Here is a 12887-nt window from a genome sequence, read left to right on the forward strand (position 1 = left end):
GATTATTTATCCTTACGCATTTATGCCTTTTGTTTTTACAGCCTCGATCATTATAGGCTTGTGTCTTGCTGCGAAAAATTTCTCTCTGATGGCATAGAAGGATTTAAATACTGCGGAAAAAATTTCATGGGAACGTATAAATATTAAAATACTGAAATCTTCAAGTGGAATGCTGATGATACATCAGAGAACAATGCAAAACATTATTTATTTAACGCAGGCAAACTATACTGCGCAGGGATGGCGGAGCCTGGTCAAACGCGACGGACTCAAGATCCGTTGGCTTAGGTCTACGGGAGTTCAAAATAATATTTATGGACAAATCTCCCTCCCTGCACATTATGTTTACTCTTGCTTTAGTTTCATGATCACGTTTACCGAGGTGTTATAAATGGCGAAAAAAGAGTCACAGAATAAGACGAAGAGAAAATTGGCCAAGGGAAAGCTTTACGAAATACCGAATTATGCGCAGTCGGAAGAATTCACAAGCTCTGCAGCGTGCGCCATAATGGTATTGAAATACATAAACAAAAATTTCAAGCCCAAAAAGGAGGATGAATTTTCCATATGGAACGAAGCTGTTAACGGCAGCGTATGGCACGGGTCAAAGTACGGACTGGCATATGCAATGTCGAAGAGAGGAGCCAAGCTGCACATAGTCAGCAGCAATCAGAAAGATGAAGGATACGAGCGCAAGCTGGCGGTTTACGAAGGGATAAACCTAGATACGTTGAGATCGTCTTTCAATGAGATAAAGGAAAAGACAAAGACCGCAGGCATAAAGGAAGTGCATGGCATCATCACAGTAAATACTGTTAAGAACACCATCAACAACGGCAACATACCAATACTCCTTGTAGACGCGAACAAGATAAATCCATATCTGGACTCGTCTCCGCACTGGATAGTAGTCAAGGGCTATGACGAGGATTCTTTTTACATAAACGACCCGTATTCGGATAGCACCATAGCCATAGAGCCCAACGCGCTCAAAGAAGCCATAGGGTACGAGAATGAATACCACATGGTAGTAGTAAAAGCAAGCAGAAGATAAACGGGCAATTTTCCTTTTTCTTTTTTATTTTATTAGGTTGTTTGCACTATTTTTAAATTTCTTTTTGGCGTTTTGCAGGTGCTGAGAATTGGCGTCTTATTTTCATAACGCTAGATCGTGCATAAAAACCAATCCCATAATTTAAAAAGAAAAAAAGAAAAGGCAGCCATCCAATATTCCAATGCTGCCTTTTACATCATTTGCTGCACTACGCTTTCGTGCAGCGTTCTTTTCATCAAAGCTCTTTCGTTCCTGCGCTTTGCAACCGCCGGCCTGGCTTTTGCCCTGCTTGCCATCGAAGCATAGCACTCGATGCAGGCTAGCCTGCTTTCCAGAGGTATTACGGCTTCCCCGAAGGATTTTGAAGGCAGGACCATTTTCACTTCTCCCTTTTTCAAAATCTTGCCGCATATTGCGCAGAGGTTCTTTTCAGCGCGGTCGAGGCCGAGCTTGGCAGCACAATCCTTGCAGTATGCTCTGCCCTTGGGCCTCATGACCCTGTCCGAAGGACTGTATGTGGCTACGCCACATCTTTCGCAAGGTATGACTCCTGCTTTATATTCCCCCATTGTTTTCCCCACATTGTTTTTGCACCCGCTTCAATACTATTTTGTTTTAACCACTATATATACTTTTGCAGGGATAAAAAATTCCGCTAATAATCGCAACACAATAGTTTTTACCTCTACAAGAATCAAAAAAACTCCAGAAAGCTTTTTAAATGCCGGGAAGTTCCGATTAAGCTCCGTTTTTAGAAATTGAGGTTATCGCATCCTTTATCTCTTCTATGGTTGCATCAGTCTTTACGCAGTTTTTTTCGAAATGCGTGATAGCTGCAACGTGGCCTGCTTCTTCAAGCTTTTTTGAAAGAGCCAGCTCGCTTATCGAAGGCAGGTGCATGAGCTTGGTGAGCTTTGGAATGCTGTAGTAAAATGGTATGTCTGGCTCCAGCGAAAGTGATTCCATGAACCGATATTCGCGCTTGTCTGAACCCATAACTTCTTCCATGCTCTTTGCAAGCCCTGGCCTTACGTCATCGCCGATTAGGCTCCCAAGCCACATTCTTCCTGACGTCTCTATTTCTGAGCCGCATAGCGGGCAACGGCTTATGCCAGTGAAAGGGCCCTGCTCGCTGCCGATCCAGCCGCACTTTCGGCACTTGTAGGCAAATCCAAGCTTTTTCACTGAAGAAAGGGCCGACTTGCTGCCCTTGATTAGCTTAACGATCGTACGCATGTAGTGCATGTACGAAAATGAAAGGCCTACTTCTATGCCGTAATTGAATTGTGCCGCGAGCCGGGCAAAAAAGCCTATCAATATCCTGATGCCGGCTTCATGCCCGAGCTCGTTGTGCATTGGCACCGAGTCGTATGTTTTTATGCACGCAGATAAATGCGCGCCGCATAGCACTGCCGTGTCTGTTGCAGTAAAAGCCACTATGCTGTTTTCGTGAGCTACCTTTAGTATGTCGAACAGGTAGGGGGCTGGGCTGCCGAACGGATCCACATCTATCAGGTCAAATTTCCTGAGCGGCTCCCTGTTGCAGAACTCCTGCACGCTCGCATTCTCATATTTTGCATTTTTCACCGAATTTGATTCTACGTTAGACTTGAGGGATTCATAGGAACTCCTGTTTATCTCAAGCAGTACGGCTTCATCAAGCCCGAGCTCTTTGCAATACCTTATTCCCCGTATGCCGGTTGCCGATGTAGCGTCCAAGGCGCTCTTTAGCCCTGGCTTAAGCTTGGCATATGCTATGGTAGCATCGCGCGAAAGCTTTGCCTTCGGGTTTATGAAGGCCCTATCATCAGCTATTACGGCGCTGCCCTCAGTATAATTCATTTCAAACCCACCAGCGACAGTATTGAGTCCATGAGGCCATGGGCATAGGATATGCAGGAGAATGCAGTCAGTATGTCACCCTTGTCCAAGTAGCTCTGCGCATCGGAAGCGTAGAGCTTGGCCATCTCCACGACTGAGGACATCTTCCCGTCCAGCTTTGTGCCGGAAAGAAGCTTTAGGCTGTCCCCAAACATGCTTATGTCCTTGAGCACCCTTTCTTTTGGTTCAGCTGCAGTCAATTAAACACCGATTGTGATTTGCAAGATAGATAAGAATTTATATCTTTAAGAGCTTTTAGTAGTACTGTTGAAAAGTGATCTTATGGCCGAAGACGCTAATGATGTTCCATGGAGCGAGAATACGAATGACCTTATAGAAAGCCTGGCTCCCGTAATAAACGACAAATACGGGATAGCGCTCAAGGACATATTGATAAACCCCGCATTTTACGTATCCAAAAAGGATATAGAAACCACGTTCAGCAGCATCCGCAACGAAGTCGACGATTACGTCGAGACCACAATGAAGGGCTTGGAAGACGAAAAAAAGAACTTCGAAAAGGATGGACTGAAATGCGATGCGGTAAGCAAGCAGCTCACACAGAGCATTACAATGCTTGCCAAGCAGAACAACATACCAGTAATAAAGCCCGTTAGCATTGACAGGAACGTAGACAACGAGGAAGTTATTTATGTGAACAACATAGACAGCGGCTTGACGGCGCTGATAACAAAGCTTGCCTCTGCATCAAGCTTCATTGCCGACTTCTCCACCACCTACAAGACGTACAGCCTTGGGCAGTGGCTTTTTGACGGGCATAAGAACTACGTCATAAACGTATCCCTCGAGCAGAACAGCTATATGGATTTGGACCAAGCCAGGGATGAGCTCAAGGTTATAATGGATGGCATCGATGCTTATTTCAAGGGCCAGGGTAGCGCTGATGAAGGGCAGAAAAACTGATGCGCTCGTCATAGGCATTACCGGAACCCCTGGAGTTGGTAAAAGCTACTTCTCCAAAAAGCTTTTTGATAAACTGCGTTCAGCAGGGATAGCCGCAAAAATAATAGAAATAAACGACGTCGTCAATTCGGAGAACGCTTATGGCGAAATTGACGAATTAGGGTCTAAAATAATCAAGCCCGATGTGCTAAGGCGTTCCATGAAGAAAGCAGTAAGAAAAGATAAAATTTGCATAGTCGTAGGGCACCTTTTGCCTGAAACTGGGCTTAGGCCTAAGATATGCATAGTTCTAAGGCAGAGCCTGCATGTGCTGGAAAAGCGCATGGAAGGAAGGCGCTACGCGAAGGCTAAAATACGGGAAAATCTTCTTGCGGAAGCGTATGACGACATAGGAGTTAGGATGAAGGGCAAGTGCGACGAGCTCTTCGAGGCCGAAAGCGACGAAGAAAGGGAGCGCCTCATGCGTTATCTGATTGCCGTGGCTTCCGGAACGAAATCCAAAAAGCCCAAATCCAGGGAGATAGACAAGTTCGCAGAACTGGAAAGGCTAATACTTGACGGAAACAGGCTGGGATTCTGACCTTCATATGTTGAGCCTTTCTGCAATTCCGTGATATACGACAAGGGCGTATTGCACGGGAATGTTTTTCGAATAGAGCTTGCACTGGCTCTTTTTTATGTCCTTGGTAAAAAGGAACTTCTTGTCGGAGATGATCTTTGAAAGCATGTCATTCACGTCTATGTATTTTGGCTTTTCCAATGCGACTAGCCTTGTGCCATCTACGCTAATCTTCATCTGACCGCCATGTTTTCTTATAAATTCGTCAGCGGCAACCCTTATGGTAACGTCAGGGCCCATTATCCTCCTTATTCCAAGCTTCTGCATATTGTGCAGGATGGCTATCGTCCCCATGCCCGATTCTATCCTTGAAAACGAAATGGTTATGTTCAAGCCGTTCGTGTCTGCTTCGTGCTCTATCCTGTTTTTCAGTTTTTCAAGCTGCGGCCATAGGGTATCTTCGGATATGTTGCTTAGCTTGAAGCACAGGGCATCAAGCTGCAGCCCGCTGGCTTTTACGAACTTGGACAGCTGCGATGCCTTTTTGTCATCAGAATATTTGAACCCGTAGAACGCGCTTTCGGAAGGGTTTGACAGCAAATTCCTTGCCAGGAGCATCAGCCTGGAGATAGATTCCGAGGATACGCTGGCAGCCACATTCCTGTTTTGATCCGTCGGGTCTATGACTATGAGCGGGGAGTTGAATCTTCTCTGCTCCTCCTTCGGTACTGAAGCTCCGGAGAGCTCAATATTTGCCTTTACGTCTATAAACAATGGAAGTTTCGATGATGAAATGCCCTCCAGAAGCGCGAGCATGCTTTTGTAATGCGCCATCAGCAGCTCGCACAGATAGCCTGAGAATGCGTGCCTGCTTGATTCCGCACCGTATATGTTGTGGCGTTGGAGCAGGTATTTTAAGATCCTTACTTCATCCTTCTGCCTGTCATTCAGGTTTTCCAGCACGAAGATATTATGGAGCTGCGTGCGGTCCACAGAGCTGCCCCTCTCGCTGGAGTCCCTGATTTTGAATGCCGGAACTATGTCAGCATATATGCCCCTTTTCTCATTCTTGAGCTTCAGGTATGGGTGCTCTGCATAGTTTATTTCGTAGCTCTCCCCGCGGCTTTTCAGTACTGCCTTCTTGGCAAGCTTTATGGCGTCTTCTTCCATCTTCCGCTCTTCGAGATATTTCGGAAATAGCAGGAATATGTCTATGTCTGATTTTCCCCTTATCTGGGTGCCGCGAGCCACAGAGCCGGCCAGTATTATCTCTACATCCTTCGGCATTACCGCTTTGAGCCTGCCCATGAGCTCATTTGAATATTCGTTGAGGTCATCTATTTCGCTTTTGGTAGGGACTATATCCTTGAGTATCCTGCCAAAAAGAGTTTCCAGCGATGCTTTATTAACCATAGAACCGGTATAATATTGCAGCGATGGATTAAATTTTTATGCACTGTTGATGAAAATGGCGTTTTCAGCTATAAAAAGCATAGGCTTGATGTTCGGAAGAGGAAACGTTGAGAAAAAGTCCAGGGCCCTGAGCCGGAAGGCCACAGCCCTGGAGGAAGGCATCGACAAAGAGATTGAATATATCTTTCCAGGAAGTGAAGATGACAAGGACATAAAAAAGTATTTCTCCGCGCTTGGCATAAAGCCAACCTCAGACAAGACTAAGATAAGAAGTGCATATATAAGCAGGGCGAAGGAGTACCACCCAGACATAAGCAGGGAGGAAAATGCAGAAGAAATGATGAAGCTGGTGAACGAAGCTTATTCGGCCCTGAGCGAAAAGAGCCTCGGAGTTGACAATTTGCGCGACGAGAAGAAGAGCGTTGCCGCGATGGAGAAGCTGGCGCTGGAGCTGTACGTCAAGCTCAGGAATTCCGATTACGACAAAATGGTCGGCATTGCCAGAAGGGGAGTAACAAAGCAGGAATTCAGCGCAATCGTAGCAGACTTCTGCGATTGGAACAAGAGGTTCAGCAGGGTAGAAAAAGCGATAACGGGAAGGCTTGACAAAAGGCTCAAGGCGCTCGAGAGGCACAAGCAGAAATGTGTTGGCTTCGAGCAAAAGATAAGCAGGGATAACCTTGATGCAATGGCTTCGGCCAACAGGTGCATAAGCGGCATAAACGAGTCCTTGAGGAAAGGCTACACCGTAAGGTCGTATGCAGATATTGCATTTGCCAATGCCAGGGAAAGGATAATGCCGATAGAGCAAAAGCAGAAGGAAATCCTTTACAAGAGCATAAGATGATTCGGAAAGTTTTTTATTATGCAGATATAAATAATTGCAGCTTTATTTAAGGGCTCTTGGCTCAGTAGTAGAGCACCTCGTTCGCAACGAGGGGGTCGCGGGTGCGAATCCCGCAGAGTCCATAAATTTTTATGCAATCATTTCCTGAGTTCCCTGCCGTGGAGCTTTAGCTCAACGTCCATATCTCCTGAAAAGTCATCATCTGCAGGAAGCGAAAGCATGTATTGCCTGAATCCCTTTAGCTCTGACAGTATGCTTCTTGCCTCGTCAACGTGTTTGTTTGTATTTGTTTCTATATAATTTTTCTTTGATTCGAGCCAATCTTCTAATTTTTCGAACTTTATGGAGCCAAAGTCTGAAAGCTCCTTCATTATGAACATGGCCTGCATTGTTTGAACCTGCCTGGAATCTTCGCCGTCCCTGACTGCATGTGCATATTCCTGGTGTTTTGAATAAAACTCTTTTCGCGAATTCTTGAGTACCTGTATATCGCGTCGCAGGTATTTCAGCATGCGGCCCTTTAGCATCTCGTCCTTTTCCTCGTTGGCTTTTTTGTATTCTTCATAATAATCGTAGTTGGAAAAAAGCTCTCCGGCATGGCTATCGACTATGGCATTTATGTAGTTGTCTGCAAGGCGCCTTATTTCTGCGGTGCTGGAATCGTAAATCAGCTTGTACAATGAGTTTATCGTGCTAAGAAGTTTGGATCCGTATCGCTCTATCTTTTCCAGGTATACTGCCGGCTCGTACATGAAGTCTTCGTTATAGTTCTCCAGCGATTTCAACGAAGTAATCAAAGACCTTATTCCAGACACTGAAGTCTTGAATTCCTGGCTTGCAGAAGCCTTTAGTTCGCCTATAGCTTTTTCCGCGTATTCAAAGCGCATATCGCGCGCTTTCGCTGAATAAAGGTTTTCATGAGTTTTTACAGTTCCCACCCTATCGCCTAAAAAGTTTTTGAACGTATTTTGTTTTTAAAGCTTTTGTATAAATTTTATAAAGAATCAGAATTGTTAGTTAGATTTAAGTATTATTGCAGCAGTTTTATCTTTGGTGATTCTTTGGAAATTACCTCAAAAAGCAACAATGCGATTGAAACTGCGCTTGACAGGATAAGAGATAACGAGGATAAAGTAATAAAAGCACATTCGTTTTTTTACAAGATACTCAGAAAAGCCAATGCATATGACGAGAACAGCATAGCAAAGGGCCTTCTCGATGATTTTATGGCAATACGCGAAAATCGCGAAGCCGAATTTGAATACGCAAGCAGAAACATGCTGGACCCTGCAAAGCAATTTGAGCTCAACAAGCTTGACAAGCTTTATGGCAAGGAGTACTCTGCAAATATTTTCAGGTTGGAAAGTTCAGGGGAGAGCATAAATCAATTCCAGAACAGCCCATATACGGGAAACTTTCCCGGACAAACGATATATGTGTGCAAACACGTGCCTCATACGGAATCAAATATAGAAAAGGCAGACAAAGTTGTTGGAATTGCAATAGAAGCATTGTTGGAAAAGCTTAAGCTCAAAAAAGAACTTTTATAATACTTAAACTCCATTGCTAGATGAGCATGATGAACGGCAGTGACATAATAGTAGAAGACGCAATGACAAAGGATGTAGTCATAGCCAAGCCTAACGATTTGGTATCCAACATAGCAAAGCTTATGTCTGAGAAAGAGATAGGGTCGGTAATAGTTGTTGACGAAAACATGTATCCCCTCGGAATAGTTACTGAGGGAGACATAGTCAGGAACGTGATAGCGGAAGACAAAGACCCAAAAACAACGGTTGCAAAAGATGTAATGACAACACCGGTCATAACAATAACCGATGATATAGAGCTTTCTTCCGCCGCCAGGCTTATGGCAGTCAAGCACATAAAAAAGCTCTGCATAGTCAGCCTTGATGGAAAACTTAAGGGAATAATGACAGAAGGAGACGTAATAAAGCATGCAGGATATCTTATAAATCTGTTTAGATGAAGAATTTTTGTTAGCACAGCATAAGCAATCCTGCAGCCTTGCGCATTGCGCTGTTTTCATTTTGTGATGGCTTCGCACTCAAAAAAAGGCTTAATAATTCTTTGAGACAAAGAGGTGCGAGGTGTTGTTTTGCCAAGTATTATTTCAGAACTGGAAGAGACAGGTTTCAAGATACCCGATTTTAGAAATAGCAATCTTTCCCTGATGAAGGAGTTCGCAGAAGGACGTGGAAGGCATCTTAAAAGCGGGAAAAAAAGAGTCGTACTTATAATTGACGGGCTAGGCTATGATACCCTAGAAAAAGCCGCGAAGTCAGACAAAAAGCTTTCCGACTTTATAGGAAGAAACGGCCTGGAAAAGGCAAGCACAATGTTTCCTTCTTTTACTCCCTCCGTAATCATAAGCTTGAATTCAGGCAAATATGTTTCGGAACACGGAATAGTCGGGGACTTTTTTTCGAAGGACTATGGCACCATGATAAACCCGTTCAGGCTTTCCTGGATGCCATCAAGTGATGAGATAAAGGGGCTGGCACCTATGCTCATGCCCAGGCCTTCTCTCCTGGAAAGGATACGCCTCAAAAAAAGATTTGTATATTTGATGAGAGATCAGGTCCTGGAAAAAGAGATGCGCAGCGCTTTCTGCAGCGGCGTCAGGTACGTGCCGCACACCGGAAATGAAGACCTTTTCGTAGGCATAGAAGCACTGCTGAAAAAGGGCGACTTTGATTTCGCATATGCTTATACCGATGCGCTGGATCATTTCAGCCACAGGTATTCCAAGAGCGGAAACGAAACCGTAAGATTGGTTGCAAGGCTTTTCAGGGACATAATGGAGCTTGAAGAAAAGCTCAGGAAATCAAATACCGAGCTCTTCATCTTTTCCGACCATGGGCAGATAGTTGTCGACAGCAGGCTTAAGACCAATGTGTGGTGGGACGACGAGCTCATGAAATTTCTCGAGATGCCGGTTTTCGGCAACGGAAGGAGCTTTAACATGAAGATAGCCGATGGAAAGGAAAAGGGCTTCGAAGATTATTTCGAAAGAAAATACTCGAAGAAAGCTGTGCTTTTCGATACGGACGAATTGATAAAGGCAGGAATATTCGGAAGCAAGAATGTTTCCGAATTCGCCAGATACAACCTTGCTGACAAGACAGGCATCGCGCTGGGCAACAACACGTTCAGCTTCAACGACTACAACAGGAGCAAAGGAAAGGCATCCAATCCGCGCATGAGCGAGAACAGGGGAACGCATGGAGGCATGAGCCCCGAAGAGATGGAGATACCTATACTAAAGGTAGGTTAACTTAGAGTTTTCCGGAATCCAAAAGGTGTTTTATCGCAGAGGCATACGCGTCCATCTGCGCTTTCTTGCTGTATTCCTTGGCAATGTCGCCAGACAGCGAAATGAGCTCCTTCCTCTCCGCGCTATCGTATATCGCAATATTCATTTTTTCCCTGAGTTCTTCGATATCGTTGGGATTGAAGAGCAGGAGCCTTTTGCCAAACCTTGTCTTTATGTCCTTGTTTACCGCATTCTCCGAAAGCAGCAGAGGAACGCCGAAAGTTGCCGCTTCTATGAACGTGGCGTTGAACGATTCCCATATCGACGGAAGCACATACAGATCCGATGAAGAGTAGTAATATGGCAGCATTTCTTCTTCAATCCTGCCCACAACCATGATGCGCTGGTCTTCGGCTGCCATTTGGTCATATAATGGTCTTGACTTGCCGTCTCCGACTACGAGCAAGCGCATGTCTTCTCCCTTGGTTTCGGTAAAGGCTTTTATCAGGGCACTGACGTTCTTTTGGGCTTCTGCAAGCCTTCCCAAATACAGCACGATCTTCTTGCCGCTTATGCCGAGTTTTTGCTTGAAGCGTTCCAGTTGCGCCTTGCTTGGCCTGCTGCCCTCAAGCAGGGAGCTGCTGTGTATTATTTTTACGTTGCCATTGTATCTCTTCACTGCTTCGTACTGCTCCATGTTTAGGGCAATAACACCGTCGAAGAAGCCGAAGAACCTCCTTCTGGCCCTTTCCAGCCCAACGAATGGACCGGTGCCAAATGTCAGCTGCATTATGTTGTAATCGAAAGCGCCCTCGTATTTGCCGGATGCGTTTGCATGCTCTATGTAGATTATTTTTGCCCGGGGCATTTTGGCCTTGAGCCTTTTTAATATCACGTAGTCCAGAATCGAGCTTGCCAGCACAACGTCAGGCTTGATTTTGGATACGAATGCCTCCATCTCTGAAGTGTTTATGCCCCTCAACGAATAGGATGCGTAATATCCAGCCCTTACAAGCCTGTTCTCTATCAGACTCTGCAGCATGTGTCGCTCTCCAGCTTGCTTGAGAGCTTTCTGCTTGGACTCCTTGAGGAACATCGCGTTCTTGCTAGGGCCCCTGAAATAGTCGGTCATGTATCCCAGGTAAAAAGTTGTGATGCCGTGCTTGGGGAGCTCATAGAATAGGTTTGCCGCAACCCTCTGCGCTCCGCCAACTGCGCCAAGCCTTGAGCTTGTATCGAATATCAATACCCTTGCCATTAAAAAACCTAGAATATTGGCTTGTATCTTCTGTCGGTATCTATGCTGCAGTCGAAGTATTTAAGTATCGTTGGCGCCACGTTGTAGACATAAAGCTTGCTTTTTTCTATTTTCTTATAGTCTATTCGCATGTTGCTGGACAGTATTCCGAATATGCCGTTGCGGATGTGGTCCCCCCTTTTCGCCATTTCCGGTTCCATGAAGAGGTTGCCACTCTTCTGGTAGCCGAATGCGTCTATCAGATAGCCCGGCTTTATTTCTGCCATTACGTCAGGGGCTATGAATAGCTTTGTCCCCTCGTAATAATCGTCAGCATCGAATACGTTGACAATAAGGTTCTTGCCGTCCTTTCCTTTTACCTGCGACAACTTGCGCATGAGCTCCTGCTTCAGTTTTTTCTTCTCCGTTTTCTTTACTATGCCGTGCTCGAATCTGGAGTCGTTTATGAATATGGTGCACACTATGGTGTTCGCTATGCTGGCGAAAGCCTTGGTCCTGTGCATATCGTAGTCGAAATCATGAAGCCTTGTATAGTCTTCCGAAGAAGCCCCCTTTAGCACCGCAGAGAACGCATCCTTGCTAATCCTTTTGAGCCCCTTCGGGAGCTTGTCGTAAAGCACCTTCCTGGACCCGCTCCTGTTCATGCTCTTCAGTATTTTCTCCCTTACTGAATACTTCATAGAGCTTATGGCGCTGGAATTGCTTATCGCCTGTTCCAGCTCAGGCTTTAGCTTGGCGTAGCCGTTGTTTATGAGCCAGCCGTTTATAAGGAATTTCTCTTTTATTGGCTGCGCTCCGTGGTCAGATACCATCATTATCGCGGCACCTTCGCTCTCCGCCCGCTTTTCGAGCCAGACCAGGAATTCGGATATGCGCTCGTAGAGCGGCATGACGTAATCCTTCCATTCCTTGAGATTCAGCGAAAAGTGTTGGATCCTGTCTTCTTCTGTAAAGCATATGAATGCGAAATCGTAGTCCTTCTTGTTAAGCATCTCCATTGCCACGTTTGAGCGCTTTTTTATGCTCTCCTGAAACGCTTCCGAAGCCTGGGACAGCGTAATCTTTCCGGACTTTATGTCCGCTTCTATGTCCGGCTCTCCGGAAAAGCCGTTGCTTTCGGCTATTTTCTGCACGTACTTAGAGCTATACTTTGCAGGAAGAGGAAAACCAGTTATCATGTCTACGTTCTCGCTTTTTGTAGGCTTTACGAGCATGGCCGGAGTTATTATCAGGCTTTTGTAGCCATTCCTTGCGAGCTTCTCCCAGAATGGCTCTTTTATCTCCGGATTGTAGTATACGACAGATTTTGTATAGCTGGGCTCCATCTCCAAGAATTCTGGAACTCCATGGTCGCCAGGCCTGAAGCCGGTATAGATACTGGGCCACGAAGGTCCTGTCATAGGTGGCAGAGTGGACTCCATGTTGGTTAATGCACCATCCTTGAAAAAGCGCCCGAAGCCCGACAGCTTGTATTTGTTGATGTTTTCCTTTATTAGCCATAGTGGTGCTGCGTCTATGCCTACCAGATAAAGTTTTTTTCTCATGACAACGCCGAAGGATATGGATATAACGCATGCATAGCATGCAGATTGCGGATTAATGAATTGTTTATATCAAAAATTTAAAGCTTTGTGATATGTGGCTATTCACCATGAATACTGCAGGGCCTTTATA

The 12887-nt window shown here is 45.3% G+C and carries 14 protein-coding genes and 2 tRNA genes; 9 read left to right on the plus strand and 7 right to left on the minus strand.

Features of this window, described 5'->3' with window-relative positions; translation table 11 throughout:
• Positions 1-234: 234 nt before the first annotated feature.
• Both Micr_RS03400 and Micr_RS03405 read left to right on the plus strand, forming a co-directional pair.
• Positions 235-337: transfer RNA gene (locus tag Micr_RS03400), tRNA-Leu, on the plus strand.
• Positions 338-391: 54 nt separating this feature from the next.
• Entirely contained in the window at positions 392-1054 is a 663-nt protein-coding gene (locus Micr_RS03405) for a peptidase C39 family protein (RefSeq protein ID WP_203134278.1), read from the plus strand.
• A gap of 191 nt (positions 1055-1245) precedes the next feature.
• Here Micr_RS03405 and Micr_RS03410 read toward each other — a convergent pair whose 3' ends face one another.
• The 3 genes from Micr_RS03410 to Micr_RS03420 form a co-directional block, all read right to left on the minus strand.
• A complete protein-coding gene (locus Micr_RS03410) occupies positions 1246-1623 on the minus strand; it encodes a hypothetical protein (RefSeq protein ID WP_203134279.1) in 378 nt (125 codons plus the stop codon).
• A 169-nt stretch (positions 1624-1792) separates the two neighbouring features.
• Positions 1793-2896 carry a hypothetical protein gene (locus Micr_RS03415; protein ID WP_203134280.1) on the minus strand — a complete coding sequence of 368 codons (1104 nt, stop codon included), beginning with the start codon at positions 2894-2896 and terminating at the stop codon, positions 1793-1795.
• Positions 2893-3135 (minus strand): DUF357 domain-containing protein, encoded by a 243-nt coding sequence (locus tag Micr_RS03420; protein ID WP_226803544.1) that lies wholly within the window; start codon positions 3133-3135, stop codon positions 2893-2895. The genes Micr_RS03415 and Micr_RS03420 overlap by 4 nt, the downstream gene beginning before the upstream one ends.
• An 82-nt stretch (positions 3136-3217) precedes the next feature.
• Between Micr_RS03420 and Micr_RS03425 the strand changes: the two genes are divergently transcribed.
• On the plus strand, positions 3218-3859 hold the full coding sequence (locus Micr_RS03425; RefSeq protein WP_203134281.1) for a hypothetical protein: 642 nt from the start codon (positions 3218-3220) through the stop codon (positions 3857-3859).
• Entirely contained in the window at positions 3840-4439 is a 600-nt protein-coding gene (locus Micr_RS03430) for an AAA family ATPase (RefSeq protein ID WP_203134282.1), read from the plus strand. Before Micr_RS03425 ends, Micr_RS03430 begins: the two co-directional genes overlap by 20 nt.
• Before the next feature lie 3 nt (positions 4440-4442).
• Here the strand turns inward: Micr_RS03430 and cca are convergent, their stop codons facing one another.
• Entirely contained in the window at positions 4443-5831 is a 1389-nt protein-coding gene (gene cca / locus Micr_RS03435) for a CCA tRNA nucleotidyltransferase (protein ID WP_203134283.1), read from the minus strand.
• 55 nt (positions 5832-5886) lie between these two features.
• On the opposite strand from cca, the gene Micr_RS03440 reads away from it, so the two are divergent.
• Both Micr_RS03440 and Micr_RS03445 read left to right on the plus strand, forming a co-directional pair.
• On the plus strand, positions 5887-6678 hold the full coding sequence (locus Micr_RS03440; RefSeq protein ID WP_203134284.1) for a J domain-containing protein: 792 nt from the start codon (positions 5887-5889) through the stop codon (positions 6676-6678).
• Positions 6679-6728: 50 nt separating this feature from the next.
• Positions 6729-6800: transfer RNA gene (locus Micr_RS03445), tRNA-Ala, on the plus strand.
• Positions 6801-6815: 15 nt separating this feature from the next.
• On the opposite strand, the gene Micr_RS03450 is transcribed toward Micr_RS03445, so the two are convergent.
• Complete coding sequence (locus Micr_RS03450; RefSeq protein ID WP_203134285.1) at positions 6816-7616, minus strand: hypothetical protein; 801 nt, start codon at positions 7614-7616, stop codon at positions 6816-6818.
• Between the two features lie 123 nt (positions 7617-7739).
• Here Micr_RS03450 and Micr_RS03455 point away from each other — a divergent pair, with 123 nt between their 5' ends.
• From Micr_RS03455 to Micr_RS03465, 3 genes are all read left to right on the plus strand, one after another.
• Positions 7740-8228 carry a hypothetical protein gene (locus Micr_RS03455; protein ID WP_203134286.1) on the plus strand — a complete coding sequence of 163 codons (489 nt, stop codon included), beginning with the start codon at positions 7740-7742 and terminating at the stop codon, positions 8226-8228.
• A gap of 29 nt (positions 8229-8257) precedes the next feature.
• On the plus strand, positions 8258-8668 hold the full coding sequence (locus Micr_RS03460; RefSeq protein WP_226803545.1) for a CBS domain-containing protein: 411 nt from the start codon (positions 8258-8260) through the stop codon (positions 8666-8668).
• A 129-nt stretch (positions 8669-8797) separates the two neighbouring features.
• A complete protein-coding gene (locus Micr_RS03465) occupies positions 8798-9976 on the plus strand; it encodes an alkaline phosphatase family protein (RefSeq protein ID WP_203134288.1) in 1179 nt (392 codons plus the stop codon).
• 1 nt (position 9977) lies between these two features.
• Here Micr_RS03465 and Micr_RS03470 read toward each other — a convergent pair whose 3' ends face one another.
• Positions 9978-11213, minus strand: coding sequence for a glycosyltransferase family 4 protein (locus Micr_RS03470; RefSeq protein ID WP_203134289.1), 1236 nt, complete (start codon positions 11211-11213; stop codon positions 9978-9980).
• Between the two features lie 8 nt (positions 11214-11221).
• A complete protein-coding gene (locus Micr_RS03475; protein ID WP_203134290.1) occupies positions 11222-12757 on the minus strand; it encodes an alkaline phosphatase family protein in 1536 nt (511 codons plus the stop codon).
• Positions 12758-12887 lie beyond the last annotated feature (130 nt).

Source organism: Candidatus Micrarchaeum sp. (assembly GCF_016806735.1).
GTDB lineage: Archaea > Micrarchaeota > Micrarchaeia > Micrarchaeales > Micrarchaeaceae > Micrarchaeum_A > Micrarchaeum_A acidiphilum_A.